Origin of the sequence: Actinophytocola algeriensis, from assembly GCF_014203735.1 — a bacterium.
GTDB classification, from domain to species: Bacteria; Actinomycetota; Actinomycetes; order Mycobacteriales; family Pseudonocardiaceae; genus Actinophytocola; species Actinophytocola algeriensis.
Genome location: NZ_JACHJQ010000009.1, coordinates 322,162 through 349,054 on the forward strand (window position 1 = coordinate 322,162; position 26,893 = coordinate 349,054).

Annotated in this window: 32 protein-coding genes; 22 read left to right on the top strand and 10 right to left on the bottom strand. The window is 70.2% G+C overall.

Going from position 1 to position 26,893, the window contains the following annotated elements:
* Positions 1-45: 45 nt before the first annotated feature.
* The 3 genes from eccB (at position 46) to FHR82_RS37610 (ending at position 3,212) form a co-directional block, all read left to right on the top strand.
* Entirely contained in the window at positions 46-1,671 is a 1,626-nt protein-coding gene (gene eccB, locus FHR82_RS37600) for a type VII secretion protein EccB (protein ID WP_184815387.1), read from the top strand.
* A gap of 118 nt (positions 1,672-1,789) precedes the next feature.
* On the top strand, positions 1,790-2,101 hold the full coding sequence (locus FHR82_RS37605) for a hypothetical protein (RefSeq protein WP_184815388.1): 312 nt from the start codon (positions 1,790-1,792) through the stop codon (positions 2,099-2,101).
* Positions 2,102-2,174: 73 nt separating this feature from the next.
* Entirely contained in the window at positions 2,175-3,212 is a 1,038-nt protein-coding gene (locus FHR82_RS37610) for a WXG100 family type VII secretion target (RefSeq protein WP_184815389.1), read from the top strand.
* Between the two features lie 125 nt (positions 3,213-3,337).
* Here the strand turns inward: FHR82_RS37610 and FHR82_RS46850 are convergent, their stop codons facing one another.
* Together FHR82_RS46850 and corA are read right to left on the bottom strand one after the other, a co-directional pair.
* A complete protein-coding gene (locus FHR82_RS46850) occupies positions 3,338-3,463 on the bottom strand; it encodes a hypothetical protein (RefSeq protein ID WP_260418171.1) in 126 nt (41 codons plus the stop codon).
* Positions 3,464-3,520: 57 nt separating this feature from the next.
* The gene (gene corA, locus FHR82_RS37615) at positions 3,521-4,597 is read right to left on the bottom strand and encodes a magnesium/cobalt transporter CorA (RefSeq protein WP_184815390.1); all 1,077 of its coding nucleotides are present in this window, start codon (positions 4,595-4,597) and stop codon (positions 3,521-3,523) included.
* A gap of 253 nt (positions 4,598-4,850) precedes the next feature.
* Between corA and FHR82_RS37620 the strand changes: the two genes are divergently transcribed.
* Positions 4,851-5,375: a MaoC family dehydratase gene (locus tag FHR82_RS37620; protein WP_221464759.1), complete on the top strand. Its 525-nt coding sequence runs from the start codon at positions 4,851-4,853 to the stop codon at positions 5,373-5,375.
* A gap of 4 nt (positions 5,376-5,379) precedes the next feature.
* Entirely contained in the window at positions 5,380-6,462 is a 1,083-nt protein-coding gene (locus tag FHR82_RS37625) for a DUF2332 domain-containing protein (protein WP_184815392.1), read from the top strand.
* Between the two features lie 5 nt (positions 6,463-6,467).
* Here the strand turns inward: FHR82_RS37625 and FHR82_RS37630 are convergent, their stop codons facing one another.
* Positions 6,468-6,893: an NUDIX hydrolase gene (locus FHR82_RS37630; protein WP_225944062.1), complete on the bottom strand. Its 426-nt coding sequence runs from the start codon at positions 6,891-6,893 to the stop codon at positions 6,468-6,470.
* Positions 6,894-7,039: 146 nt separating this feature from the next.
* Here FHR82_RS37630 and FHR82_RS37635 point away from each other — a divergent pair, with 146 nt between their 5' ends.
* The 6 genes from FHR82_RS37635 to FHR82_RS37660 all read left to right on the top strand — a co-directional run bounded on the left by FHR82_RS37635 (position 7,040) and on the right by FHR82_RS37660 (position 10,606).
* Complete coding sequence (locus FHR82_RS37635) at positions 7,040-7,204, top strand: hypothetical protein (protein ID WP_184815393.1); 165 nt, start codon at positions 7,040-7,042, stop codon at positions 7,202-7,204.
* Positions 7,205-7,222: 18 nt separating this feature from the next.
* Positions 7,223-7,783 (top strand): PH domain-containing protein, encoded by a 561-nt coding sequence (locus FHR82_RS37640; protein WP_184815394.1) that lies wholly within the window; start codon positions 7,223-7,225, stop codon positions 7,781-7,783.
* Positions 7,784-7,799: 16 nt separating this feature from the next.
* On the top strand, positions 7,800-8,660 hold the full coding sequence (locus tag FHR82_RS37645) for a PHP domain-containing protein (RefSeq protein ID WP_184815395.1): 861 nt from the start codon (positions 7,800-7,802) through the stop codon (positions 8,658-8,660).
* 66 nt (positions 8,661-8,726) lie between these two features.
* Complete coding sequence (locus FHR82_RS37650) at positions 8,727-9,341, top strand: MarC family protein (RefSeq protein ID WP_311771460.1); 615 nt, start codon at positions 8,727-8,729, stop codon at positions 9,339-9,341.
* Between the two features lie 88 nt (positions 9,342-9,429).
* A complete protein-coding gene (locus FHR82_RS37655; protein ID WP_184815497.1) occupies positions 9,430-10,242 on the top strand; it encodes a RecB family exonuclease in 813 nt (270 codons plus the stop codon).
* Between the two features lie 25 nt (positions 10,243-10,267).
* On the top strand, positions 10,268-10,606 hold the full coding sequence (locus FHR82_RS37660; RefSeq protein WP_311771461.1) for a hypothetical protein: 339 nt from the start codon (positions 10,268-10,270) through the stop codon (positions 10,604-10,606).
* Between the two features lie 7 nt (positions 10,607-10,613).
* On the opposite strand, the gene FHR82_RS37665 is transcribed toward FHR82_RS37660, so the two are convergent.
* Positions 10,614-11,132, bottom strand: a complete 519-nt coding sequence (locus tag FHR82_RS37665) for a TetR family transcriptional regulator (protein WP_184815396.1) — start codon at positions 11,130-11,132, stop codon at positions 10,614-10,616.
* A 24-nt stretch (positions 11,133-11,156) separates the two neighbouring features.
* Between FHR82_RS37665 and FHR82_RS37670 the strand changes: the two genes are divergently transcribed.
* A complete protein-coding gene (locus tag FHR82_RS37670) occupies positions 11,157-11,579 on the top strand; it encodes an SRPBCC family protein (RefSeq protein WP_184815397.1) in 423 nt (140 codons plus the stop codon).
* A 52-nt stretch (positions 11,580-11,631) separates the two neighbouring features.
* Here FHR82_RS37670 and FHR82_RS37675 read toward each other — a convergent pair whose 3' ends face one another.
* The 3 genes from FHR82_RS37675 to FHR82_RS37685 form a co-directional block, all read right to left on the bottom strand.
* Positions 11,632-12,513 carry an alpha/beta fold hydrolase gene (locus tag FHR82_RS37675; protein ID WP_311771462.1) on the bottom strand — a complete coding sequence of 294 codons (882 nt, stop codon included), beginning with the start codon at positions 12,511-12,513 and terminating at the stop codon, positions 11,632-11,634.
* A 220-nt stretch (positions 12,514-12,733) separates the two neighbouring features.
* A complete protein-coding gene (locus tag FHR82_RS37680; protein WP_184815398.1) occupies positions 12,734-14,113 on the bottom strand; it encodes an Rv3212 family protein in 1,380 nt (459 codons plus the stop codon).
* Positions 14,114-14,268: 155 nt separating this feature from the next.
* Positions 14,269-15,927 carry a DEAD/DEAH box helicase gene (locus tag FHR82_RS37685; protein ID WP_376706473.1) on the bottom strand — a complete coding sequence of 553 codons (1,659 nt, stop codon included), beginning with the start codon at positions 15,925-15,927 and terminating at the stop codon, positions 14,269-14,271.
* Positions 15,928-16,164: 237 nt separating this feature from the next.
* On the opposite strand from FHR82_RS37685, the gene FHR82_RS37690 reads away from it, so the two are divergent.
* Together FHR82_RS37690 and FHR82_RS37695 are read left to right on the top strand one after the other, a co-directional pair.
* Positions 16,165-16,824, top strand: coding sequence for a ferritin-like fold-containing protein (locus FHR82_RS37690; RefSeq protein ID WP_184815400.1), 660 nt, complete (start codon positions 16,165-16,167; stop codon positions 16,822-16,824).
* 71 nt (positions 16,825-16,895) lie between these two features.
* On the top strand, positions 16,896-17,123 hold the full coding sequence (locus tag FHR82_RS37695; protein WP_184815401.1) for a DUF3107 domain-containing protein: 228 nt from the start codon (positions 16,896-16,898) through the stop codon (positions 17,121-17,123).
* Positions 17,124-17,187: 64 nt separating this feature from the next.
* On the opposite strand, the gene FHR82_RS37700 is transcribed toward FHR82_RS37695, so the two are convergent.
* Complete coding sequence (locus FHR82_RS37700) at positions 17,188-17,904, bottom strand: TetR/AcrR family transcriptional regulator (protein ID WP_184815402.1); 717 nt, start codon at positions 17,902-17,904, stop codon at positions 17,188-17,190.
* 25 nt (positions 17,905-17,929) lie between these two features.
* Entirely contained in the window at positions 17,930-18,571 is a 642-nt protein-coding gene (locus FHR82_RS37705) for a TetR/AcrR family transcriptional regulator (protein ID WP_184815403.1), read from the bottom strand.
* Between the two features lie 84 nt (positions 18,572-18,655).
* Between FHR82_RS37705 and FHR82_RS37710 the strand changes: the two genes are divergently transcribed.
* The 4 genes from FHR82_RS37710 (at position 18,656) to FHR82_RS37725 (ending at position 22,930) form a co-directional block, all read left to right on the top strand.
* A complete protein-coding gene (locus FHR82_RS37710; RefSeq protein ID WP_184815404.1) occupies positions 18,656-19,654 on the top strand; it encodes an alpha/beta fold hydrolase in 999 nt (332 codons plus the stop codon).
* An 82-nt stretch (positions 19,655-19,736) separates the two neighbouring features.
* Positions 19,737-20,735 (top strand): DUF3152 domain-containing protein, encoded by a 999-nt coding sequence (locus FHR82_RS46855; RefSeq protein WP_311771463.1) that lies wholly within the window; start codon positions 19,737-19,739, stop codon positions 20,733-20,735.
* A 132-nt stretch (positions 20,736-20,867) separates the two neighbouring features.
* Positions 20,868-22,046, top strand: coding sequence for an adenylyltransferase/sulfurtransferase MoeZ (gene moeZ, locus FHR82_RS37720; protein ID WP_184815405.1), 1,179 nt, complete (start codon positions 20,868-20,870; stop codon positions 22,044-22,046).
* An 86-nt stretch (positions 22,047-22,132) separates the two neighbouring features.
* On the top strand, positions 22,133-22,930 hold the full coding sequence (locus FHR82_RS37725; protein WP_311771464.1) for a TIGR02569 family protein: 798 nt from the start codon (positions 22,133-22,135) through the stop codon (positions 22,928-22,930).
* Here the strand turns inward: FHR82_RS37725 and FHR82_RS37730 are convergent.
* Positions 22,917-23,444, bottom strand: a complete 528-nt coding sequence (locus tag FHR82_RS37730; protein ID WP_184815406.1) for a hypothetical protein — start codon at positions 23,442-23,444, stop codon at positions 22,917-22,919. The genes FHR82_RS37725 and FHR82_RS37730 overlap by 14 nt on opposite strands.
* An 81-nt stretch (positions 23,445-23,525) precedes the next feature.
* Here FHR82_RS37730 and FHR82_RS37735 point away from each other — a divergent pair, with 81 nt between their 5' ends.
* The 4 genes from FHR82_RS37735 (at position 23,526) to FHR82_RS37750 (ending at position 26,857) form a co-directional block, all read left to right on the top strand.
* Positions 23,526-24,512 (top strand): pirin family protein, encoded by a 987-nt coding sequence (locus FHR82_RS37735; protein WP_184815407.1) that lies wholly within the window; start codon positions 23,526-23,528, stop codon positions 24,510-24,512.
* A gap of 516 nt (positions 24,513-25,028) precedes the next feature.
* Positions 25,029-25,358 (top strand): YciI family protein, encoded by a 330-nt coding sequence (locus FHR82_RS37740; protein ID WP_221464813.1) that lies wholly within the window; start codon positions 25,029-25,031, stop codon positions 25,356-25,358.
* Positions 25,359-25,361: 3 nt separating this feature from the next.
* Positions 25,362-25,670: a YciI family protein gene (locus FHR82_RS37745; RefSeq protein ID WP_184815409.1), complete on the top strand. Its 309-nt coding sequence runs from the start codon at positions 25,362-25,364 to the stop codon at positions 25,668-25,670.
* Entirely contained in the window at positions 25,661-26,857 is a 1,197-nt protein-coding gene (locus FHR82_RS37750; RefSeq protein WP_184815410.1) for an RNA polymerase sigma factor, read from the top strand. The genes FHR82_RS37745 and FHR82_RS37750 overlap by 10 nt, the downstream gene beginning before the upstream one ends.
* The last annotated feature ends 36 nt before the right edge of the window (positions 26,858-26,893 follow it).

The following is a 26,893-nucleotide window of genomic DNA, read 5'->3' on the forward strand; positions in this document are numbered from 1 at the left end:
TATCCTGCGGAACCGTACCGCGATCGGGGAGCTGCAGAGGCGGAAATGCCATCTACACCGACTACCAAGTCACAGGTTCAGGCGTATCGGTTCGTGCTGCGCAGGATGCAGTCGGCCCTGGTCCGCAAGGACGCGGTGATGTTGCACGACCCGATGCGGACGCACAGCCGTGCGACCGTCGTGGGTGTGTGCATCGCCGCACTCGGTCTGCTGGGTTTCCTGATCTGGGGGATCCTGTCGCCGAAACCACAGGCGCCGACCAAGGACGGCATCGTCATCGGCAAGCCGTCCGGCCAGGTCTACGTGCTCATCGCCCAACCGGACAAGAAGCTCTTGCCGGTGTTCAACATGGCATCGGCGCGGCTGCTGCTCATGGCGCAGCAGCAGAAGGACACGCCGGGGGGTGACAGCCAGCCCGCCGCCAACCAGCAGGCCGCGCCCGTCGAGGTCGTCGCGCCGACCGTGGTCGACGACAACGAGCTGCGGGACATCCCGAAGGGCCGCAAGGTCGGCATCGCGGACGGGCCCGACCTGCTGCCGAGCGCGGACCAGCGCATCGAGTCCCGGTGGACGGTCTGCGACCAGTACATCCTCGACCGCGGTCTGCCCGACCCGGCGAAGGAGAACAAGGTCGAGACCACGGTGATCGCCGGGGTCAAGGAGCTGGGGCCGCAGCTGAAACCGAACGAGTCGCTGCTGGTGCGCGCCCCGAACGGCAAGACCTACCTCGTCTACCGCACACCGGGCACGGCGAACCTGCCGAACACCAGCGCGGTGCGCGCCGAGGTGAACATCGAGGACGACGCGGTGGCCGCCGCGCTCGAGCTGGAGGGCGTTGAGCCGCGCACGATCACGACCGGCATGCTCAACGCCATCCCGGAGAAGGCGCCGCTGCGGCCGCCGGGCATCACCGGCCGCGAGACCGACTCCAACGTGGACCTCGAAAACCCGGAGCTGCGGGAGGTCGGGTCGGTGTTCGAGGTCGAGCGCGCTGGCGACGTGACCAGGACCTACGTGTTGCTCAAGAACGGCATCGAGGAGATCAAGCGGTCGACGGCGAACCTAATCCGGTACTACCGCAACCTCGGCGGGGAGCGGATCGCCGCGGTCAGCCCGGCGCTGATCGCGAACGTCGAGCAGAGCAGTGACATCGACGACTCGACGTTCCCCGAGCGGGACACCGAGGTGCTCGACCCGGAGAACTTCCCGGTCGCCTGCCTCGGCTGGAGCTACTCCGGTGCGGGTGACAACGCGGAGGAGTTCACGTCGGTGCACGTCGGCAAGGCCCTGCCGGGCATCAAGCTGAACCGGGACGGCTCGCCGCAGACCGTCCCGATCTCGAGCCCGAACGCGGACGGCGTGCGGATCGACCACTTCTACATGCCCGCGGGCCGGGGTGCGGTGGTGCGGCAGTCGACGTCGCCGGAGGACTTCCAGCGCGGGCAGATCACGCTGATCTCCGACCGCGGCGTGAAGTACGGCGTGCCGGACCGGGCGACCGCGGAGGGGCTGGGTCTGTCCGACCAGAAACCGGCGCCACGCAGCATCATCCAGCTGTTGCCGGACGGCGCGTCGTTGAGCGTGAAGGACGTGGAACAGAGCTACGACTCGACACCGATCGGGCCGGGGCAGTACCCGTCCGACACACCGGACGCGCAAGGCGGGGGCTGACGCCCCGGGTCCGTTCTGTTCGCAAAGTCCTGTCCCCGCGTGGTGACCTCGTTGCACAAGCATCGATGGGAACCACGCGGGGTCACCTATCGTCGGAGGCCTGACGAAGGGTGGACTTGTGACGGGGATCAAGTTCGACGCGACGTGGGTCGGCGGGTACGCGCAGCTCGCGGGCAACAGCGCGGACGCGCTGGCCGAGGGCGTCAAGACGATGGGCATCGAGCCGCTGGACCAGGAGTCGTTCGGGCAGCTCGGGCGGACCGTCAACACCACCCAGGCCTACGGCAAGGCCGCGCAGCTCCTGCGTGAGCAGCTCGCGCGTGCCGTCGACGCGCTCGCGTCGGCGTCCGACGGGCTCGACAAGGTCACCGCCGGCTACGTCGACACCGACGACGACGGTGGCGTCACGATCCGTCGGGAGGAGCGGTGAGCGGAGCTTGCGGAGCGAACCATAAGACGCAGGGCGACCGCGAGCGGCGACACGGAGCCTGCGAGGGGTCGTCGTGAGCTACGAGGTCACCGACGTCGCGACAGCGCCGGACGGCAAGGAGATCGAGAACCGGATCGCCGCGCAGCTCGACTACCTGTCGAAGCTCGCGCGCCACCTGGGCATCGCCGACCCGGTGGAGGAGTACTTCGCGCCGGTCGTCGGCCGCTGGAGCGACCTGCACGCCGAAGCCGGGCGCTGGCGCCTCGTCGGCGAGGGCGCCGAGCAGGTGACGGAGGCGTTGACGACGCCGCTGGGCAAGCTGGACGCCGCGTGGGACGGCGAGGCCGCGGACTCGTTCATCGCGTACATGCAGAAGGTCGGCCTGGCGGGCAACGACCTGTCGGACGCCATGATCGCGATGGCCGACGTGCTCGACAAGATTGCGGACGGCATCCGCGAGGTCGTCGTGCAGCTGGCCACCGTCATGGCGGAGACGGCGGAGACCGCGTCGGACGCGATGGCACTCCCGGTGCAGGGCGACGACCGCACCCGCGAGTACCTCGACCTGATGCGCAGGCCGTCCAAGGAGCTGTTCGAGGCCGTGCGGCAGATCCTCGAGGCGTTCGTGCAGCTGTGCGAGGGCGTCGACGGTTCCGACGCCTTCCAGGGCGTGACGATGGCGCACACGTTCCCCGAGGACAACTGGGCGATGCCCGCGCCCGCTGCTCCGCCCACGGTCCCGCCCCCCGGAGAGCCGATCGACACGAGCACCGACAAGGCAGGCGCCGGTGGCGGTGGGTTCGGCGGTGGCGGTGGTCTGGGCGCGGGCGACTCGGCGAAACCCTTGGCGGCGGGCAACTTCACGGTCGCCGGGGAGCAGGCACCGCGCCTGGAGAACCCGCCCGCGGCCGGGGCCGCCGCGGCGAGCGAGCCGAAGAGCGCCGGCCGCGGCGGCATGGGCATGATGCCGATGATGCCGATGGCCGGCGCACAAGGCGGCGGCGGGGACGGCGACCACAAGTCCCGCAGCCGCGTGGTGGGCAACCCCCTCGACATCTTCGGCAAACCGGAGAAGGCCAGCACCCCGGTCATCGGCGGCGACGACGACTGACCTCGGACGAGAGTCCCACCGGCTCGGTTTCGCGGCGGTTTCTGTCGGTGCCGCTGCCTAGGCTGGATCCCGGGGCCGGAGGCCGCCGGGGAGTTCCCGGCGTGCGGTTCCTCGCGGTCGCGTCGTCAGCGAGCGCCCGCGGTGTCCGGGGCGATGTCCGGCCCCATGGCGATGAGCACGGTGACGACCACGAGCCAGGTCAGGACGAACGACAGCATCCAGAAACGGGGGTTGGTGAGCAGCTTCGACACGGGGAACCTCCCTCGACACACATGGACGGGTGAGCTCGACAGCTGGGTGCGACCCAGCTACAGCCATCGGTTCTTCCGGAAGATGCGGTAGAGGATGAAACAGGCGGTCACGATCACGCACATGACGAGCGGGTAGCCGAACCGCCAGTGCAGCTCCGGCATGTAGTCGAAGTTCATGCCGTACACGCCGACCCCCATGGTCGGCACGGCGATGATCGCCGCCCACGCGGTGATCTTGCGCATGTCGGTGTTCTGCTGCAGCGAGATCTTCGCGAGCGTGGCGTCCACCAGCGTGGTCAGCAGCTCGTCGTAGCTCGCGACGCGCTCGGACACCGTGGTGAGGTGGTCGTCGACGTCGCGGAAGTACGACCGGACCTGCTCCGGCACCAGCGGCGTGTAGCCCTCCGCGAGCCGTCGCAGCGGCACGGCGAGCGGCATGACCGCGCGGCGCAGCTCCAGGATCTCCCGCTTCATCAGGTACATCTGCTCGGCGCCGATCGGGCTGCGCGGCGCGAACACGCTGGCCTCGATGACGTCGATGTCGCCCTCGAACGCCTCGCTCACCGCGAGGTAGGAGTCGACGATCCGGTCCGCGATGCCGTGCAGCACCGCGGCAGGCCCGATCTGCAGCCGGTCCGGCTGGCCTTCCAGCTCCTCGCGCAGCGACTGCAGGCCGGAGTGCTTGCCGTGGCGCACGGTCACGATGAACTGCTTGCCGAGGAACGCCATGATCTCGCCGGTCTCGACGATCTCGTTGGCGGTCGTCGGCGACTCGTGCGCGATGTACCGGACGGTCTTGAGCACCATGAACAGCGTCTCGTCGTACCGGTCCAGCTTGGGCCGCTGGTGCGCGGTGACCGCGTCCTCCACGGCCAGCTCGTGCAGCCCGAACACCTCGGCGATGCCCTGCAGCTGCTCCTCACCCGGCTCGTACAGCCCGATCCACACGAACCCGTCGCGCCTGCGCCGGGCCTCGGTGATCGCGTCCACCGGCGACCACTGGCCAGGCAGCCGCAGCCCGTCGACGTACACACCGCAGTCGACGACGTGCGCCTGCTCCTCGGTGGGCGCGGGATGCTGATGGCGCCGGTTGTTCCGGCCCCGCAGGTTGCCGAGCGAGGGGATGGCGGGCATGGTGACCTCCAGCTGGGAGACAGGACGGCACGCGCCACGAAGGCGCCGGAGCGTCCGGCCGGATCCAGCGGGAACCTGCTGCCTTAGCTGGTGACCCCTCCGGCGGGAACGCGGGTGCTACTGCGACTTGTCACGCCGGAATGGTTATGCGGGTCGCTCACGCGTCCTCACCTCCTCGGGTCATGTTGGTGCGGGCTCACTCACACACCAGTTGTCGAGGGTACTCCACCTGACAGACTGCCTGCGTCCGGTCATGACAAGGAGGTTCGCCGTGCAGTTCGGTCGGTACTACGAGGAGTTCGAGGTCGGGGCCGTCTACAAGCACTGGCCCGGCAAGACCGTGACCGAGTACGACGACCACCTGTTCTGCCTGCTCACCATGAACCACCACCCGCTCCACCTGGACGCGAACTACGCGGAGAACACCACCGACTTCGGCAAGAACGTGGTCGTCGGCAACTACATCTACTCGTTGCTGCTCGGCATGTCCGTGCCCGACGTCTCCGGCAAGGCGATAGCGAACCTGGAGATCGAGTCGCTGCGGCACGTGAAGCCGACCTTCCACGGCGACACCATTTACGGCGAGACCGAGGTGCTGGACAAGACGCCGTCGAAGTCGAAGGACGACCGCGGCGTCGTGTACGTCGAGACCCGTGGCTACAAGCAGGACGGCACCGTGGTCTGCGTGTTCCGGCGCAAGGTGATGGTCCCGAAGCGCTCCTACGGTGACGCACGGGGAGGCGAGCAGCCCGGCCGGCCGGAGCCTGCGGCAAACTAGGGGTATGAGCGCCGCGCTTGACGGGATCCGGGATCGGTTGCGGCGGTTCGCCGACGAAGCAGCGGAAGTTTCGCCCCTCTACAGCCATCTGGCCGCGCACGCGGCGGACGACGACGAGGTCGCGAAGCTGCTCACGGACGCGGCCTCGCCCGATCCGGCACTGTTGCTCGCCGCCGTCCAGCGTGTGCTGCAGGCGGAGCCGTTCCACGAGCTGACGAACTACTACCCGGCGCTCGGCGGTTCGTACGGGCCGGATCCGAGCCTGTGGCCGATGTTCCGGACGTTCGTGCTGGACCGGGCCGACAAGATCCGCGTGCTCGTGGCGAGCCGGGTGCCCCGCAGCAACGAGGTCGGCAGGGCCGCCCTGTTCTACCCGGCCGTCGCGCACGCGGCGCGGCTGGCGGGTGGCGGGCCGGTGGCCCTGCTCGAGGTGGGCGCGTGCGCCGGTCTGCTGCTGGGCATGGACCTGTACTCGTACCGGTACCAGTCGGAGCAGTCCGGGCAGATCGTGGCGGGCCCTGGGCGGGCCGCCCTCGGGCTGCACTGCGCGCTGAAGCTCGAGCCGGGGCAGAAGGGGCCCACGATCCCCAAGCGGTTGCTGGTGTCCGCGAAGGTCGGCCTCGACACCGATCCGGTGGATCTCGACGACGAGGACGAGTACGCGTGGCTCGAGGCGTGCGTCTGGCCGGACCAGCCCGACCGGCTGCGTCAGCTGGGTGCCGCGGCCACCGCACGCAGGAAGAAGCCGCCGACGATGATCGCGGGCGACCCGGTCACCGACCTCGCGGCCGCGGCGGCCCGGATCCCCCTCGAACTGCCGGTGATCATGCTCACCAGCAACGCACTGCGATCACTTTCGGCCGAACGGGTGACGGCTTTCCGGACGGCGGTCGCTGAGTTGGCCGCCGCACGACCGGCCTACTGGGTGAGCCTGGAGGCCTACGGCGTCGGCCTGTGCCCGGACCGCCCTGACCTGGACACGGGCCTCGCGGTCCTGGCGGCCACCCGGTGGGTCGACGGCGAGGAGCAGACCACCCCGCTCGCGCGGACCTCGTGGCACGGCGAACGCATGCACTGGCTCGCCTGAGCCCGCTAGCGGCGAGGGAGCACCTGCCAGCCGGTCAGCGTCTCCGCCAGCTGGTCCACCAGCAGACCGCGCCGGTCGAGGTCGGTGAATGTGACGAGGTCCACCCACGCGACATCGGACGCATCGTCACCTGCGGAAAGCCGTCCGCCGACGACGCGCGCGACGTAGTCGAAGATCAGGTAGACGCCCTGTGGAGCGGGTCGCGATACGCTCCCGGCCAAGGATCCGGCCAGCACCTCGAGGCCGGTCTCCTCACGGAGTTCGCGGGCGACGGCGGAAGCGTCGCTCTCCCCGGGCTCCACGCGGCCACCGGGTAGCGACCACTGCCCCCGGCCGGGGTCGTTGGCCCGCTGGACCAGCAGCAACCGCCCCTCCGCGTCGTGCACGACCGCCCCGACACACCGGATCATCGGAACGTCGGAGTCGGTCATGAACACGAAGCGTAGCCGCTGGGCAGCGAGTTACCCGACCCTTGCCCCAAGAGCAGTACTACCCTCCCGTTTGGCCGCACCGTGCTGTACAACGGTTTTCAAGAACGACAGTCAGCAACCCACCCAAGGACACGGAGTAACACCCGGTGAAAGCCAAGAAGGTCCTGATTATCTCTGGCGCGGCGTTGTTGGTGTTCTTCCTCGTCACCCAGCCCGTCCAGTCGGCAGCGCTCGTGACGTCCATCCTGAACACCCTGAGGGACGCGGCAGAAGCGGTGATCACGTTCGTACGCTCGGTATTCCAGACCTGATCCGAGTAACGTCGAACCATGTTCGCCCCACGGGATTCAGACGAGTACCTGCTTGACTCTGAACGTCGGGTCATTCGGGTGCGCCTGCACTGGGCATGCCTTGCCTGGGAGATCTTCGAGACGATCGCGTTGCTCGCGGTCGCGGTGATGGTGTCCTACCTGCTACCGCCGTCGATGTGGCTCGTTCAGAACATCCTGTGGTACGCGGCGCTGTTCGTACTGCTCCGCTTCGCCTACCAGGTGGTGTCCTGGTGGGTGGAGCGGATCGTGGTGACCGACAAACGCATGATGATGACGACCGGCATCATCACCACCAAGGTGCTGATGATGCCGATCGGCAAGGTCACCGACCTCACCTACGAACGACCGCTCATGGGCCGCGTCCTCGGCTACGGCACGATGATCGTCGAGTCCGCCGGTCAGATCCAGGCACTGAACCGCCTCGAGTACCTGCCCAAGGCCGAGCAGGTCTACGACGCGATCTCGGAACTGGTCTTCGGTGACAAGGACGCGCAGAAGGCCCGCTTCTCGATGATCAAGGCGCAGCGCCTGGCCAGGCGGAAGCCGATGGTGGGCTAGAGCGTTCAATAGGGGTGTGAGGATTGATCTGCACACCCACTCGACGGCGTCCGACGGCACCGACACCCCGGCCCAGCTGGTCGCCAACGCGGCCGGGGCGGGGTTGGACGCACTGGCCATCACCGACCACGACACGACGGCCGGGTGGGACGAGGCATTCGATGCGCTCCCACCCGGTCTCCGTCTTGTCCGGGGGGCGGAGCTGTCGTGCGTCTCGCCCGACGGGCGCGGTGGCCAGTGCACCGTGCACCTGCTGGCCTACCTGTTCGACCCCGCTGCCGACGCGGTGGTCCGGGAGTACGCGCGGGCACGGGCCGAGCGGCGGGAGCGGCTGGCCCGGATCGCCGACCTGATGGCCGCCGACGGGTTTCCGATCTCTGCCGAGTCGTTGCTGGAGTCCGTGCCGGAGACGGCCACCGCGGGCAGGCCGCACCTCGCCATGGCGTTGATGCGGGCCGGGGTGGTGTCGTCGGTGGACGAGGCCTTCGCCCGGTTCCTGAACGATCGGGGGCGGTACTACCTGCCGAGCTCGCGGACACCCATCTTCGAGTCGATCGAGATGATCGAGCGGGCCGGCGGGGTGACCGTGCTCGCGCATGCCTTCGCCACGCACCGGGGGCCCACCGTGACCGCTTCGGTGATCAAGGAGCTGGCCGGGGTCGGGCTGGGCGGGGTGGAGGTCGATCACCCCGACCACGACCAGGATGCCCGCAAGCGTTTGCGCGACCTCGCCGACGAGATGGGGTTGATCACGACCGGGTCCAGTGACTACCACGGGACCAACAAGGTGATCCGGCTCGGACAGGAGATGACTGCTCCGGAGGCGCTGGAGGAGATCGCCCGGCGGGCCACCGGGGTGCCTGTCGTGTCCGGATAAGTGGTCCGGTCCTCCGGTTGCTCGTCGGTGTCGTCGGTGTGGTCGCCGGCATGGCAGGCTGACGCGGTGCTGTTCGATGCCCGTCTGTTCGCCGAGGCCACGATCACCCTCGTCGTGATCATGGATCCGCCCGGCACCATTCCCGTCTTCCTCAGCCTCGTCGGCAGGAAGGCACGGGCGGCACGATTGCGGGCAGCGCGGCAGGCGGTCCTCGTCGCGCTCGGGGTCATCAGCCTCTTCGCCGTCGGCGGGGAGGCGATCCTCTCCTACCTCGGCATCGGGATTCCCGCCGTGCAGGGGGCGGGCGGCCTTCTCCTCCTGCTGATCGCGCTCGACCTGCTCACCGGGCGGGACACGACGCAGCCCCAGGAAGTCGACGACGTCAACGTCGCGCTCGTGCCGCTGGGCACTCCGCTGCTGGCCGGGCCGGGTGCCATCGCCGCCACGATCGTCTTCGTGCGGCACGCAGAAGGGCAGGCCGGGTCGTACCTCGCGCTCGCGCTCGCGATCGTCGCCGTGCACCTGATCCTGTGGCTGTGCCTGCGGTTCTCCGGGTTGCTGATCCGCATCTTCAAGGACAGCGGCATCACGCTCCTCGCGAAGATCGCCGGCCTGCTCCTGGCGGCGATCGCGGTGCAGCTCATCGCCGACTCCGTGCAGGGGTTCGTGAGCGGCGCGTAACTCCGCCGGGGATCCGGGGGATCGCTCCCCAGAAGTTTCTGTCGGTGGTGTCCTCTACCGTGGCACCGTGCAACTCGGGTTCGACGCCATGCCGCGCAGGCTCATCAAAGTCACCCCCTCCCGGCTCTCCACCTGGGTGGACTGTCCGCGCCGTTTTCGCATGGCCTACCTCGACCGGCCCACGCCGCCGCGGGGCGGGGCGTGGGCGCACAGCACGCTGGGTGCGGTGGTGCACAACGCTTTGCGCGCCTTCTTCGACCTGCCCGTCGCCAAGCGCACGCCCGAAGCGGCGGTCGCGCTCGTCGGGCAGCACTGGAGCGACGAAGGGTTCGCCGGGCCCACGCAGGCCGCGGAGTACCGGACCCGTGCCGCGGGCTGGGTCGCCGACTACGTGGCCGAGAACGACGTCTCGATGGACCCCGTCGGGCTGGAGCGGTGGGTGTCGGCACCCGTCGGCACGATCGTCGCCGAGGGGCGGGTCGACCGGATCGACGAGCGGGACGGCGAGGTCGTCATCATCGACTACAAGACCGGGCGGTCCGCGCTGACCACCGACGACGCGCGGTCGTCGCAGGCGCTGGCGCTCTACGTGCTGGCGGCCCGGCGGACGTTGCGCAGGCCGTGCACCCGCGTCGAGCTGCACCACCTGCCGACCGGCACGGTCGCGGCGTGGGAGCACACCGAGGAGTCCCTCACCCGGCACCGCACGCGGGCCGAGGAGGCGGCGGAGGAGTTCCACCTCGCCACGGACACCCTCAACGCAGGCGGTGACCCGGACGTGCTGTTCCCCGCGCAGGTCGGCCGCCAGTGCTCCTGGTGCGACTTCCGCCGCAGCTGCCAGGAAGGCCAGGCGGCCGGGCCCGCGATGGAGTCCTGGGCGATGCTCGCGCCGTTGGGTTAGAGTCGCCCGGACTTGTGGAGGTCCTGTGGACTACTCGAACGCGACCACGGTGGAGCTGCCTGTGGGACCACGACCCACCCCGCCCCCCGCGCATCGCGGTGGGCCGTGGCGTGAGCTCTCCGGTGCGCTGGCGGTGGGCATGTCCGTGCTCGCCGTGGTCGTCGTCGTGTTCCAGGTGCTCGCGTTCTTCCAGGGGATGCCGGGGCCCGGCCCGCTGACCGTGTTCGGGCACATCGCCGCCGCGGTGCTCGCCGTGTTCGTGCAGCGGTTCGCCGACCGCCGCACCGGGTGGCAGGCCGCGTTGTCCGTGCTGGGCGTGGTGGCCGTGTCCGCCGCCGCGCTCTGGCTCTTCTGGTGGTCCTGACCAGGGCTTACTCCGGCCAAGCCAGGTCGATGAACTCCTGGACCGACGCGTCCACGGCCTCCCGGTCGCCGGTCGCGAGCAGGTCCAGCAGCGCGCCGCGGGCGAACGCCAGCGTCATCCGCGCCTGTGCGAGCGACTGGCCCGCGAACCGTGACTCGTCCGCCAGCCACGACGTGACGATCCCGTCCAGCACCGGCGCGAACGACTCCTGACCCGCCAGCGCCGCCCCGTACAGCTCGAAGAACAGCCGCTCGTACGGGGCGAGCGCCGGGTCGCTCAACCGCTGCCAGAACTCCGTCGCCTGCTCCCTCGGCGACCTGGCCCGCAGCGACGCGAGTGCCTCCCGCGTGCGTTCCTCCACCGCGCGCACGACCTCGACGAGCAGCGCCTCCCGCGTGCCGAAGTGGTAGATCAGCATGCGGTGGCTCGTCCCAGCGCCCGCCGCGATCCGGCGCAGGCTGCGGTCACCGACACCCGCGTCCGCCAGATAGGTGATCACGCGCTCGAGAAGGTCCGCTCGCGACATGTACCAAATGGTACAGTCGCGGATATGAGACACGAGGTGACCACCACCATCGACGCCCCGGCCGACCTGGTCTGGCGCACCGTCAAGGACATCGAGAAGTGGCCGGAGTGGACGCCGACGATGACCGAGGTCCGGCTGACGGGCGACAGCCTGCGCGCGGGCAGTGTCGCCAGCGTCCGGCAGCCGAAGCAGCCCGCGCGGACCTGGACCGTCACCGCGCTGAACGACGGCCACTCGTTCACGTGGGCCAGCGCGGGCCGCGGGCTGCGCATGTCCGCCGACCACGTCGTGACCGAGGACGACGGCCGCACGACCGTGCTGCTCACGTTCGACCTTGCGGGGCCGATGGCGCCGCTCACGAGCCTGCTGGTGGGCAGGCTCATCCGGCAGGCCGTCGACACGGAGGCGGCGTCGCTCAAGAAGTGGTGCGAACGTACGTCGCGATGAGCACGCCGGTGCCGGTGGTGACCGACCCGGCCGGCTCGATCGACAGGCAGCGTCAGGTGAGCCAGGTGCGCCAGGTGGGTAGGAGCGTGGCGAGCAGCCCCTCCGGGTTCTCGGTGTTGGGCGAGTGGCGGGCGGCGGGGATGACGGCGAAGTCCGTGTCGAGGCGGTCGGCCATGTCGCGCTGCGCCGAGACGGGCCACGCGTCGTCGAACTCGCCGCAGCACACGAGGCACGGCGTGCCGGAGGTGTGGAGGACGCGGGCGAGTGCGCTGACCAGGTCGGGTTCGCTGCGCAGCGCGCGGGCCTTGCCGAGCAGGGCGGCCGGGTGCGAGCGCAGGAACCGGTCGCGGAAGAACGTCGCCAGCTCCGGGGTGCGCCCCGGCTGCGGCGGGGCCATCGCGTCGAGCTGTTCGCGCAGCTTGTAGGCGGCTTCGATGCCGTGCTCGCGCATGGTGGGCTCGCCGTACTCCAGTGCCTGGCGGCGCAGGCCTTCCGGCAGTTCGGCTGGACCGGAGGCCATGAGCGTCAGGCCGGCGACGGGCGCGCCCGCGAGCACGGCGGCCCGTGCGACAAGGCCGCCGTACGAGTGGCCGAGCAGCACGACGGGGCTGCCTTCGGCGGCGAGCTTGCCGACCAGCTCGGCGATGATCCCGCCGAGCGCGGCCGGCTGGTAGGCGGCTTCGTCGTCGGGCCCGTCGGACTCGTTCTGCCCGGGGAGGTCGACGGCGATGGCCTCGAACCCGGCGGTGGCGATGGGGTCGAACAGCGGCGAGAAGTCCTCTTTGGACCCGCCGTAGCCGGGCAGGAGGAGGGCGGTCGGCTTGGGGTCCGTCGCGCCGACCGCGCGCCTGCGCAAAGCGGCGAGGCGCCCGTACCGACCCGGCAGATCGACCCGGTCCGCCCCGTGCGGCGACAACTGCGACGGGATGTTCACGTTCTGAGTGTGCCTCAAGGTCACTCGTGAACGTGTGGAATCACGCCGGACTTCACTCACACCGTCACAATGCGCCCGCACCCGGCGTCACCGCCGAAACGGCTGGATGCCAAACCCCACCCTGTCCCGGGGGCGTCCCGCCTTGCCAGTCTATCAGTTATCGCCGATTACACAAGGTGTGTGGGGCCAACTGTGGACAACTCGCCCTGCTGTGGATAACTCAGCGGAGCGCGACCAGTGTGTCGCCGCGCTGTTCGAAGACCATCGGGCCCGAGGCCGACATGGTGATCTCGCCGTCGTAGCCCTCGCGGTCCAGCGGGGTCGTCGCCACGATCTCGCCCGTAGCCGGGTTCAGGACCTCGATCGCGCCCTTGACCGGGACCAGGATCTTCCCCGCGAACGCGGTGCCGGGGCCCATGGCGTCGTCGATTGTCCACAGTGGACGTAGGTCGTCCAGGGACAGGGCGATCGTGCGCGAGCCGGTGAACCAGTAGACGGCGCCGGTCACGCGGTTCACCGACATCACGTGGTCCGCCGGGTCGCCGCGCAGGTCGCCCGGGCCGATGTCCAGGGGGTACGACCGGATCTGGCTGCCCTTCTCGTTCAGCAGCACCAGCCGGTTCGGGTTCGGCAGCGCCACCGCGGTGCACTGCTGCACCTCGTCCGGTTGGGAGGCGTCCAGCCGGCACTGCTCGCTCATGGCGACGACCTTGGCGCCGTTGCCGACCACGACGCTGGACACGACCACCGGCTTCTCGGAGTCGTCCTCGCCGGTCGCCTTGTAGACCGTCACCCGGTCGCCCGGGTCCGTCGGGCAGCGTTCCACCACCGCGATCTTGCCGGTGACCACCGCGGTCGTGCCGTACTCGCAGCCGTTCCTCGGCTGCTTGTCCGGGTTCTGGATCGCGCCGACCTTGCCGTACTCCATGGTCAGCACCAGGTCGGACCGCCACGTCGTCAGCAGGTGCGCGCCGGTCGTCGTCAGGTACGTGCCGTCCGACAGCAGCCGGGTGCCCAGCTCCGCGTCGGAGTTGCGGGTGCCCAGGTACGGGCTGTCGCGCTGCTCGTCCTGGCGAGCGGGGCGGCCGCGCTGACCGGTTTCCGGCCACAGCGCGGTGACCTCGCTGCAGCCACCCGCCTTGCGCGGGTCGCCGTCGGGCAGGAGGTTGTCCTTCTTCGCGTACACGGCGATCGCCAGCTGCCACGCCGACGACACCGTGCACAGCGGCAGGTCGCGGTTGTAGCGCCAGCGGACGTCACCGGTGAGCGGGTCGCGGCCGGCCACCTCGCCGCCGTTGCCGGTCACCACGGCCGGGCCGACCGTCACCGGCTCCGGGGTCGCGGGCGACCGGGCACGCCACACCTCGGCGAGCGACGGCGGGAACACCGGCGGCCGGGCGGGTGAGGTCATCGGCGAGCCGGCAGTCTCGGACGTGGTCGCGCGGATGTCGCTGGACTGCCACAGGAGCAGCCCGCCGACCAGTGCGGCCACCGCGATGACCGCCGCGACGAGGACGTCGCGCTTGCGGTGGAACCTGGTCCGTTCCCAGCGCTCGACGGGATTGTCCGTCCCGTCGAGCACGTCCTCGTCGCCAATCATGGTGACCTAGTGTTCCACGCCTTGATGGCAGGAAGGAGCTAGGTAGCGTGTGGAGTAGTCCTCACGCTCGTCAGCAGAGCCTCAGGGGAACGTGGCGGTACTTGGCCACCAACCGCCTGCGGTCCGCGAGTGACGCTGGGTCGGGACCAACACTTCTAATCGCGGGGAGGCGGGTTGGCACCGCCTGTTTCGCTGGTGTTCGGCGTCTCGCCCGTGGACACCCCGGCCCGGCTGCGGCGCCGCCGCGTGCGGGCCGGACGCTCCGACTTCGGCGACGACGTGGCGGCCGTGGCCTCCTGCGTCTCCGCGGGCTGCTCACCGCCCTCGCCACCACCGCGGCGGCGCCGACGGCGCTGCCGCGGCTCGCCACTGGTCTCGGTCGACTCGGTCTTGCGCGGCGAGTCGGCGGCCGGACCGGCCGGGCGGCGCGAACGACGCCGGTTGCGGCCCTTCTTCGTGCCGCCCAGGTCCTCCTCCGGCTCCGCGTCCAGCCCAACGCGGGTCCGCTTGGCCAGCGGCAGCCTGCCGGTCGAACCCTCGGGGATGCCCAGGTCGGAGAACAGGTGCTCGGACGTCGAGTACGTCTCCACCGGCACCGGCATGTCCAGGCCGAGTGTGTCGCTGATCAGCTTCCAGCGCGGTTCGTCGTCCCAGTCGACGAGCGTGATCGCCACACCTTCGCGGCCCGCGCGGCCGGTGCGGCCGATGCGGTGCACGTAGGTGCCGTCGTCCTCGGGGCACTGGAAGTTGATGACGTGCGTGACGTCGTCGATGTCGATGCCGCGGGCCGCCACGTCCGTGGAGATCAGGACGTCGACCTTGCCGGAGCGGAACGCGCGCAGCGCCTGCTCGCGGGCGCCCTGGCCCAGGTCCCCGTGCACCGCGGCGACCGCGAAGCCGCGCTCCTCGAGGTCGTCGGCGACCTTCTGGGCGGTCCGCTTGGTGCGGCTGAAGATCATCGTCAGACCGCGGCTGTCCGCCTGCAGCGCACGCGCGACGACCTCGATCTTGTCCAGCGAGTGCGCCCGGTAGACGAACTGGCGGGTGCGCTCGTGGATGGCGCCCGCGTCGTTCTCCTCGGCCCGGATGTGCGTCGGCTGGTGCAGGAACGTGCGGGCCAGCGTGATGATCGGGCCCGGCATGGTCGCGGAGAACAGCATGGTCTGCCGCTCGTCGGGCACCATGCGCAGGATCCGCTCGATGTCGGGCAGGAAGCCGAGGTCGAGCATGCGGTCGGCCTCGTCGAGCACCAGCGCGCGGACCTTGCCCAGCACCAGGTGGCGCTGTTCGGCGAGATCCAGCAGGCGGCCCGGCGTGCCGACGACGACGTCGACGCCCTTGCGCAGCGCCGCGATCTGCGGCTCGTACGGGCGGCCGCCGTAGATGGCCTCGACGCGGATGCCGAGGTGCTTGCCCGCGTCGGACAGGTCGTGGTTGACCTGCAGGCACAGCTCGCGGGTCGGCACCACGATCAGCACCTGCGGGGTGCCGTCACCCGGCAGGTCGATGCGGTTCAGCAGCGGCACACCGAAGCCCAGCGTCTTGCCGGTGCCGGTGCGGGCCTGACCGATGACGTCCTCGCCGGCGAGTGCCAGCGGCAGCGTCAGTTCCTGGATGGCGAAGGTCCGCTCGATGCCGGCCTCGGAGAGGGCCTTGACGATCTCCGCCTTCACGCCGAACTCGGCGAACGTGGGGGAGTCGGAGCGGACGGGCGCATCGGCCTTCAGCGGATGCGACGTGTCGGTGTCGGGGACCCCTGCCTCGCTGTGTTCCAGCGTGACCGGGTCCAGGTCCTGTGTGTTCTGTTCAGTGATGTGATCTCTCCCTTGTCCAGCGCGCTCGCCCTGGACGGGCCGCTCGACCACGCCTTCTGACGAGGCGCGGGAGGGCCGGCGAGGCGCGCACACCCTCTTTACGCAGCTCATTTGACAAGGCCGCGTCAGTGTCAGTCTACCTGCGAGGGTCGACGGATAGGCTGCACCCCGTGAGCGGAGCTTGCGGAGCGAACCATCGGACACGGACAGGCCGCTCGGAGCCTGCGAGGAGCGGCTGTGAGTGAGCCGCGCGACGCTGTCATCGATCCCGGTGTTGTTGACCTGCTCGGAGTGCTCGCGTACGGCGAGCTGTCGGCTTTCGACCGGCTCGCCGAGGACGCGCGCACGGCGCCGTCGATCGCGGGCCGGGCGGCGCTGTCGGCCATGGCCTCGGCCGAGATGGGCCACTACCAGCGGATCGAGCGGTACCTCGCCGAGCACGACATCGACGTGCAGGACGCGATGCGCCCGTTCATCGGGCACTTCGACACCTGGCACGCGTCCACCGCGCCGCGCTCGTGGCTGGAGTCGCTGGTCAAGGCGTACGTCGGCGACGGGCTCGCGGCCGACCTGTACCGCGAGATCGCGTCCTGGCTGGACGAGGAGACCTCGTCGCTGGTGCTCGAGGTGCTGGGTGACACGGGTCACTCGGCGTTCGCCCAGCGCGAAGTGAAGGCGGCCATCGAACGGGACCGCACGGTGCGCGACCGGCTCACGCTGTGGGGGCGCCGCCTGCTGGGTGAGGCACTCACGCAGGCCCAGTACGTGGTGGCCGAGCGGGACGGGCTCGCCGAGCTGATCGTCACCGGCACCGGAGACCTCGCCGGAATCGCCGCGCTCTTCCGGCGGTTGCAACAGCAACATGGCAAGCGGATGACCGCGCTCGGTCTCGGCTAGCCTTGCAGGGTCGCGAAGCTCGTAGCTCGCCGAGCGACGATTGATTCAGCCGGGGTTTATGGAGGTTCAGCGTGGAGGTCAAGATCGGAGTCGCGGACACCGCGCGGGAGCTGCTGATCAACAGCTCGCAGACTCCGGAAGAGGTGGAGTCGCTGGTGACCGACGCGTTGAAGGACTCGTCGGGAACCTTGGCGCTCACCGACGACAAGGGCCGCCTATACCTGGTGCCGTCCGTGCGCGTCGCGTACGTGGAGATCGGCACGGCCGACTCTCGGAAGGTCGGTTTCGTCACCAACTGAGTGAGCTTCGACGAAGGGCAGGGCCGTCCGGTCCTGCCCTTCTGCGTCTCGTCCCCGGCAGTGCTCAGCCCGCGTTCGGGTGCGCCTCGGAGAGCTTCACGACCCGGTTCAGCTCCAGCGGCTTGTTCGGGTCGAGCGTGACGCCGTTCGCCCTGGTGAAGCCGTCGATCGCGGCCCAGATGATCTGGGTCAGGTACTCGACCACCGCGTCGCGGCTCATGGTGCGGCGCTCCAGCCACCACTCGCTGACGTTCTGGACCATCCCGACGATGCCGTGCGCCCACGGCTCCGCCGCGCCGGAGTCCATGTTCATCGCACGCAGGTAGTCGCCGAGCAGGGCGGACAGGGCCTGCGCGATCAGCTCCTTGTCCTCCGCGACGATGTCCTGCTCGACCGGCCGGTTCGCGAGCGAGCGGCGGACCAGCAGGCGGTACAGGTGCGGGTACTCCTCGACGGTGGAGAAGAACGCGTCGAGGCTCTTGCGGATGCGCGGGACCGGGGCTTCCTCGTTGTTGAGCGCCGGGATGAGCCGGTCGAAGAGGATCTCGGTGCCGCGGTGCCCCAGTGCGACGAACAGGTCGGCCTTGTCGGCGAAGTGGCGGTACAGGACGGGTTTCGTGACACCCGCCTCGGCGGCGATGTGGTCCATGCCGACGTCCGGGCCGTGTTCCGCCAGCGCCCGCATGGCCGCCTCGACGAACTCCGCTCGCCGTGCTGCCCGGTGGGAGCGCCAGCGGTCCCGTCTCGCGTCACCTGTCGCGTTGCCGGTTGCTTCTGGCATTTGGCCGAATCTACTCCTCAGAGCACTAAGGCTGCTGCAGCGGGAAGCCGCCGCCGATGCCCTTCCAGGCCAGGGTGCTGATCAGCGCCACGGCTTCTTCCTTGGCCATCGTCCTGCCGTCGGCGAGCCACGAACGGGCCGCCACCTGGCTGATGCCGACGAGTCCGACCGCGAGCAGCCGCGCGGGCTCCTCGTCCAGGCCGGCGTCGGCGGTGATGGTCCTCGTGATGGCCTGCACGCACGCGTCGGTGCCGCGGTCGATCGCGGCCTGCACCACCGGCTCGCCGCGCAGGTCGGACTCGAAGACCAGCCGGTACGCCTGGCTCTCGCCGTCCACGAAGTCGAAGTACGCGGTCACCGCGTTCTGCACCCGGACCTTGTTGTCCGTGGTCGACTCCATCGCGTCGGTCACCCGCATGATCAGCTCGTCGACGTGGATCTCGAGCAGCGCGAGGTACAGCTCCAGCTTGCCGGGGAAGTGCTGGTAGAGCACCGGCTTGGAGACACCGGCGCGCTCGGCGATCTCGTCCATGGCGGCTGCGTGGTACCCGTTCGCCGCGAAGACGTCCTGGGCGGCGGCCAGCAGCTGGGCGCGCCGAGCGGTGCGCGGCAGCCGCGCGGCCCGGTTCGCCTGCCCGGCCAGTCCGTGCTGAATCGTCTCCGACATTCGCCCCTCCACGTCCGTCGCGGGCCAGGGTTGCCGACCCGTGGCCACGACCTTACTCGCCGGTAATGCGACTTCGGGAGAGTCATGGACACTGGACGGGTGAGCACCGGCACCGAATCACGCCCTCCCGTCACCTACGTCCCGCTGTCCGACGCGGTCCTGCCGGCCGTCGACATGTCGATCCCGCCGTGGCCGGGAGAGGACCGGACCTCGGGCGGGGTGCGCATGCACATCCGCGTCACCCCCGGCCCCGAGGACGCCCCCACCGCCGTCTACGTGCACGGACTGGGTGGCTCGGCCACGAACTGGACCGACCTCGCCGCCCAGCTCTCCTCCCGGGTACCCGGGATCTCGGTGGATCTACCGGGGTTCGGCAGGTCGGAGCCGCAGCCGGGCTTCGACTACTCGATCGCGGCGCACGCGGACGCGGTCGCGCGGTTCATCCGGGGGCTCGGTGTCGGCCCGGTGCACCTGCTCGGCAACTCGATGGGCGGTGCGATCTCGATGAACGTCGCCGCCGACCACCCCGACCTGATCCGCACCCTCACGCTGGTGTCGCCCGCGGTGCCCGACCTGCGGCCGCGCTTCTCGCGGATGTCCGACCCGCGCCTGGCCATCGCCTACCTGCCGCTGATCGGCGCGTCCGTGCGGCGCAGGCTCGCGGCGGTGCCCGTGGAACAGCGCGTGCTGCAGCTGTTGCGGCTGGTGTTCGCGGACGTGGCGCGGGTGCCGCAGTCCCGCAAGGACGAGGCGGCGGCCGAGTTCGCGGAGCGGGCGCGGCAGGTGTGGGCCAACCCGGCGCTCGCCCGCAGCACGATCGGGTTGTTCCGGTCGTGGCTGGTGCCGAGGTCGAGGTCGATGTGGACCCTCGCGCCGCGGATCACGGCGCCGACTCTGGTCGTGTGGGGCACGGACGACAAGCTGGTGACCGTCCGCAAGGCGCCGAGGACCGCCCGGCTCATCCCGAGGGCGCGGCTGCTGGTGCTGCCGAGGACCGGGCACGTCGCGCAGATGGAGCGGCCTGCCACGGTCGCGCGGGCGGTGCTGGGCATGTGGGAACAGGTCGACACGGGCAACTGGTGAGCTGGGTTCACCCCGGTGTGAAACGTCACTCCGACGCGCCGTGCGAATCGGTGTCGTTTCCGGAGTGTGGCACCCTGGGCCCGTGACGAAGCGGGTACAGGACCGGTACCGCGCAGGTGAACGCCGCACGTCGAGCGAGCCTCTCGCGGCCTCGTGGCGACCCGAGACGCGGCCGAGGAAAAAGGCGCCGAAGAAGAAGCAGGGCGTGCTCGCGACGTATGGCTGGCGCGTGTACGCGGTCCCGGTGCTGGTGGCGATCACCGCGCTCGTGGTGGTCCAGACCGCCGGTGAGGACAGCACTGACACGCGGGCCGCGCAGGACCAGGTGGCCGCCGACGACCCGCAGAACACCGGTGACGTGCAGGAAGGCCCCGGGGTCAGCGAGAAGCCCGCGAAGCCGCAGGACCTGAAGATCCCGACCGCCGACCTGCCGCCCGGCGCGGCTTTCCCGCAGGCGGGACAGGGCGAGTGGGACGTCGTTCCCGGCACCACGCCGCGCGTGGGCAACGCGGGCGAGCTCTACACGTACACGATCGAGATCGAGAAGGGGATCGACCTCGCGCCCTACGGCGGGATCGACTCGTTCGGGCGGCTCGTCGACACGACGCTCGCCGACCCGCGTGGGTGGACGTCGACCGGGCAGGTGTCGGTGCAGCGTGTCGACGGGGACGCCGACCCGGACATCCGGATCAGCCTCTCCACGCCAGAGACCGTGCACCGGCCGGACTTCTGCGGGTACTCGATCACGTACGAGTCGTCGTGCTGGCGGCGCAGCGAGAAGCGCGTGATGATCAACCTGGCCCGGTGGGTGCGTGGGGCGCTGGCCTTCAGCGGCGACATCGGGTCGTACCGCGAGTACGCCATCAACCACGAGATCGGGCACGCGTTCGGCAACGGGCACGTCGGTTGTGCCGAGGAGGGCGGGCTCGCGCCCGTGATGATGCAGCAGACCTTCGGCGTGAACAACGACTTCGTGGCCCGCCTGAACGACCAGGTCGGCAACTCGGACCCGGTGCGGGCCGACGGCAAGACGTGCCGCGTCAACCAGTGGCCCAACCCCCAGGCCCAGCCACCGGCCTGACGGACCGATGCCCGGAAAGCGTCTTTCATGGCGTGCTTCCCGCGATGTGGGACTCGCGGAAGAGCGGGTGGGACGATCGCGTTGTACGCGGGGAGACTTGGAGTCATCCAGTCACGCGTCGAGGAGGAACCCATGGCAAGCGGTTTGCCACCACTGGTGGAACCGGCCGCCGAGCTGACCAAGGACGAGGTCGCGCGCTACAGCCGGCACCTGATCATCCCGGACGTCGGGGTCGACGGGCAGAAACGGCTGAAGAACGCGAAGGTCCTGGTCGTCGGGGCGGGTGGGCTCGGCAGCCCCGCGCTGCTGTACCTGGCCGCGGCCGGGGTCGGCACGCTCGGCGTGATCGACTTCGACGTGGTGGACGAGTCGAACCTGCAGCGCCAGGTCATCCACGGCGTCTCGGACGTCGGGAAGCCCAAGGCGCTGTCGGCGAAGGAGTCGATCGCCGAGATCAACCCGCTGGTCGACGTCATCCTCCACCAGGAGCAGCTGACCAGCGACAACGCGCTGGACATCTTCCGCCCGTACGACCTGATCCTGGACGGGACGGACAACTTCGCGACCCGCTACCTGGTCAACGACGCGGCGGTGCTGCTCGGGAAGCCGTACGTGTGGGGCTCGATCTTCCGGTTCGAGGGCCAGGTCAGCGTGTTCTGGGAGGACGCGCCGAACGGTCAGGGCCTGAACTACCGCGACCTCTACCCCGAGCCGCCGCCGCCCGGCATGGTGCCGTCGTGCGCCGAAGGTGGCGTGCTGGGCGTGCTGTGCGCGTCGATCGGGTCGGTCATGGTCACCGAGGCGATCAAGCTGCTCACCGGGATCGGTGAACCTCTGCTCGGACGGCTGATGGTGTACGACGCGCTGGAGATGTCGTACCGGACCATCAAGATCCGCAAGGACCCCGAGACCAAGCCGATCGAGGGCCTCATCGACTACGACGCCTTCTGCGGTGTCGTCTCCGACGACGCGCAGCAGGCCGCCGCGGGCAGCACGATCACGCCCCGTGAGCTCAAGGAGAAGTTCGACCGGGGCGACAACTTCGCGCTGATCGACGTCCGCGAGCCGCACGAGTACGAGATCGTGAAGATCCCCGGCGCGGTACTGATCCCGAAGGACGAGATTCTGTCCGGCGCCGCGCTCGCGACGCTGCCGCAGGACAAGCCGATCGTCCTGCACTGCAAGTCCGGCGCCCGGTCCGCGGAGGCGCTCGCCGCGCTGCACAAGGCCGGATTCAAGGACGCGGTGCACGTCGGTGGCGGTGTGCTCGGCTGGGCGCGGGACGTCGACTCGAGCCTGCCGACCTACTGACCTCGCTCGTCCATTCGGGTCAGCGACGCGCACGGCGGCGTGACCTGCACGACGTGTAGTGGTGCGGCGGGGTAGCGTGCCTGGACGTGACTGCGTCCCCACCTGCCCCGCCGCCCCAGCACGTGCGTGCTGCCTTCGGCGCGAAGGACAGCGTGCCGGAACTGGTCGGCAACGGTCCGCTGTGGCGCTGTGGCGACACCGCGCTGCGGCCGGTGACGAACCCGGCCGAGGCGTCGTGGGTCGCGCAGACGTTGACCGAGCTGCACGTGCCCGATCTGCGCATCGGCCGCCCGCTGCGGGCGAGCGACGGCCGGTACGTGGTCGGCGGGTGGATCGCGTTCCGCCACCTCGATGGGCGTCCCGAACCGCGCTACGACGAGGTTGTGGCCGCGTCCTTGCGGCTGCACAAGGCGACCGCCGACCTGCCCCCGCCGCGTTTCCTCACGCTGCGGGCCGACGTGTTCGCGATGGCCGACCGCGCCGCGGCCGGGGAGGAAGAGGCGCCGCTGACCCCCGGGCTGGGCGGGCGGCTGTTCGACGTGATCTCCGGAGCCCGCAAGCCGCTGAACCTGCGCGCGCAGGTGGTGCACGGGGACCTGTTCGGCAACGTGCTGTTCGCCGGGGACGCCGCGCCCGGCATCGTGGACTTCACCGCGTTCCACCGCCCGCCCGAGTGGGCCGCGGGGGTCGTGGTCGTGGACGCGCTCGCGTGGGGCGGCGCGGACGAGGGCCTGCCGAAGCGGTGGTCGCACCTGGCGGAGTGGCCACAGGCGTTGTTGCACGCGCTGCTGTTCCGGCTCGCGGTGCACGCGCTGCACCCGCGTTCGACGGAACAGTCGATGCGCGGCCTGGAGCGGGCCGCGCGGCACATCACCACGTTGTAGCGAGCGGCCCGAACATCATCTGCAGGTAGAGGATCAGGATCGAGGGCCTGCCCTCGAGCAGTACGAACCCGATCAACAGCGCGACGGCGGTGAGGAACGCGGCCGCCATGTTCATGCGCTTGGGCTTCGCCAGCAGACCCGCGACCAGCGCGAACGGCAGCCCGCCGCAGGTGTAGGCCAGGACGAGCTGCGCGGTGGGCGCGAACTCGGCGTAGAAGGTGACCGCGGCCGCGTATCCCCAGCCCGCGAGCCCGCCGCCCGCGACGAGGATCGTCCAGAGCAGCACACCGCGGCCGCCGTTCGGGAGCCAGCTCGCGTGCTGGGTGCGCCAGCCGATCGCGAGCGTGGCGACGCCGAGCGCGAACAGCAGCACGGCGAGCGTGAACAGCGACCCCGGCGACAACATCTCGAGCGGCCGGAACGGAAACCCGTCGGTGTCGTGGGTGAACAGCACCGCCAGGGTGCCGGTGATCGCGGAGCCGACGAGCCACGTCAGCCCGAGCTGTCGCCACATGGCTGCGCACTGTATCGAGGCGGAATAATTGAGGACGCAACTACCTTGTGGTGGGTACCGTTTCGTCCCAGGAGGCGCGACATGCCGGCGATCACCGCGGACACGCTGACCCTGCCCCGTCTTTCCGTGCCTGCCGACCCGGCCTGGCGCGAGCCGTACAAGGTGGTGACGGCGCAGAAGTTCCTGGAGGGCGAGGGTTTCCAGGTGCGCCGCCCGTTCCCCGGCGTCGACCTGGCGCTGGCGGACCCGTTCCTGCTGCTGGACCACATGGGTGCCGTCGAGTACGGCCCCGGTGAGGCGAAGGGTGCCCCGTGGCACCCGCACCGCGGCTTCGAGACGGTGACCTACATGATCGACGGCGCCTTCCAGCACACCGACTCGATCGGCGGCGGCGGTCTCATCACCGACGGCGCCACGCAGTGGATGACCGCCGGGGCCGGGATCCTGCACAACGAGGTGCCCCCGCAGGAGATGGTCGCCCGCGGCGGCCTCTTCCACGGTGTGCAGCTGTGGGTCAACCTGCCGCGCGCGCTGAAGATGACCACGCCCCGCTACCAGGACATCCAGGCGACCGACGCCGCGCTGCTGTCGAGCGAGGACGGCGGCGCGCTAGTCCGCGTCATCGCGGGCTCGCTGGACGGCCACGACGGTCCCGGTGCGACGCACTCGCCGATCACGTACCTGCACGCGACGGTCAGTGCGGGTGCCCGGCTCGCGATGCCATGGCCCGCGGACTACAACGCGCTCGTGTACGTGCTGTCCGGCCGCGGCACGGTGGGTGCCGGCAGGCCCCTTGAGGAAGGTCAGCTGGCCGTCTTCGGCCTGGGCGACGCGTTGTCGGTGCGGGCGGCGGACACGCAACCGGCGAACTCGCCGACGGGGTGGGAGATCCTCGTGCTGGGCGGTGCGCCGATCAACGAGCCGGTGGCCAGGTACGGCCCGTTCGTGATGAACACCCGCGAGGAGATCGTCCAGGCTTTCGAGGACTTCCAGGCCGGGCGGCTGGACCAGATCCCGGCGGAACACCTGGCACACCGCACGACCGCGGACGACAAGCTGGTGGAGTGAGGGGCCGGCCTCCGGCCCCCGGTCACCACGCTACGGCACCCCACCGACAACGTGACCTGCGAGGACGTCGGTTATCCACAGCAGGGTGAGTTATCCACAATCGGGCTCGCGTGCGTGACATCGCCGCCCTCCACTGATAGACTGGCATGGCGGGACGCCCCCGGGTCAGGGTGGGGGTTGCGTTCCGGCTGGTTTGCGGGATTTCGGCCATCGGAGTTTGTGTGGGCCGGGCTTTCGTGAGGTCTCTCGGCTCCTCGGTTCGCCATGCGCCGGTGCCTCGTTCTTCGGTCTGCTGGACCAGCGGGCCGCCAGCTTTCCCAGCTCGGTCTCCGTTTCCCGGGTCGGGGGCTGCGTCAGCACGGTCGGGACGTACATCGTGTCTCCTCTCCTTTCCACCCCGACGCCGCCACCCCGCGGAATCGACAACCGTCGCGGTGTCGATTTCCGCGGGGTGCTGCGTCGAGGGGGTGAGAGGCTGCACAGCGGCAGCCGTTCCTGGAGGTACACGTGCGGTACATGTTGATGATCACCGACGACGGGGCCGAGCTTGCGAGCCCGGCCGAGATCGACGCCCAGCCCGCGTTCCTGTCCTGGCTGGTCGACGTCGAGGCGCGGGGCGGTCGGCGGGCCGGCACGCTCCTGCGGCCACCGGACGAAGCGGTCACCGTGCGGGTGCGGGACGGGCGTGTGCTGCGGTCCGACGGGCCGTTCGCCGAGACCAAGGAGTGGATCGCCGGGGTCGAGGTGCTCGAGTGCGCCGACCTGGACGACGCCATCGCCCTCGCCGCCACCCACCCTGAGGCCGGGCGGTTTCCCATCGAGATCCGGCCGTTCTGGGAGGACTGACCCATGCGTTTCCTGATGTTCGTGTGCGCCGACCCCGACCTGACCGGCGACGGCAGTCCCGACACCTGGCTCGCCGAGACCGGGGAGCGGCGACTGGAAGGCAGCAGGCTGCGACCCCTCAGCGACGCGACCACCCTGTGGCCCAAGGAGGGCGGCACCTTCGTGTCCGACGGGCCGTTCGCCGAGACGAAGGAGTTCATCGCCGGGTACGACATCATCGAGTGCGCCGACCTCGACGAGGCCGTGGACATCGCAGCCAAGCACCCCGTCGCGAAGTTCGGTGCGATCGAGCTGCGTCCCGTATGGGAGTGACGGACGCCGTCGACGAGGCCTTCCGCACCGAGTGGGGGCAGGTCGTCGCCACCCTGATCCGCGTCACCGGGGACTGGGACCTCGCCGAGGAATGCGCGTCCGACGCCTTCGCGAGCGCGTTGGCCACCTGGCCCCGGGACGGCGTGCCGCGCCGTCCCGGGGCGTGGCTCACCACGACCGCACGCAACCGGGCGCTGGACCGCCTCCGCCGGGGCGCCGCCGAGTCCGGGCGGCTGCGGCGGCTCGCGCCCGTCCTCGAGGACGACTCCCCACCAGCCGAGGAGGACGCCGTGCCCGACGACCGGCTGCGGCTGATGTTCACCTGCTGCCATCCCGCGCTGCCGCTGGAGGCGCAGGTCGCGTTGACGTTGCGCACGCTCGCCGGGCTGACGACACCGGAGATCGCGCGGGCGTTCCTCGTGCCGGAGGCGACGATGGCGCAACGGCTCGTCCGCGCGAAACGCAAGATCCGCAACGCCCGCATCCCGTACCGGGTGCCGCCTGCCGAGCTGCTGCCGGAACGCATGGCCGGGGTGCTCGGCGTCCTGTACCTGCTGTTCAACGAGGGCTACTCGACCGAGCGGCGGGAGCTGGCCACCGAGGCGATCCGGCTCGCGCGGGTGCTGGTCTCGTTGCTGCCCTCCTCGGAGGCGGGTGGGCTGCTCGCGTTGATGCTGTTCCAGGAGTCTCGCCGCGCCACCCGCACCGAGCACGGCGACCTGGTGACACTCGCCGAGCAGGACCGCACCCGGTGGGACCGCGCGATGATCGACGAGGGCCTCGCGGTGCTCGACGAGATGTTCGCGGACCCGGGTCCCTACCAGCTGCAGGCGGCGATCGCGGCCTGTCATGCCATGGCACGGCACGCGGAGGACACCGACTGGCGGCGCATCGCGGACCTGTACGAGCTGGTGGCGGAGCTCAACCCGTCTCCGGTGGTCGAGCTGAACCGGGCGGTCGCGGTCGCGGAGGTCGACGGTCCCGCCGCCGGGCTCGCGCTCGTGGACGACCTGCGTGCGGAGCTGCCGGGCTACCACCTGCTCGCCGCGACCCGCGCGGACCTGCTGCGCCGCCTGTCCCGGCACCAGGAGGCACGCGAGGCCTACGAGGAAGCCCTCAACCAGGCGCCGACCGACGCGGAACGTCGTTTCCTCGCCCGCCGCCTCGTCGAGCTCACGACCTCCTGACCCGGACGGGGCGTGTTGCCGGAACGGCAAGATCGC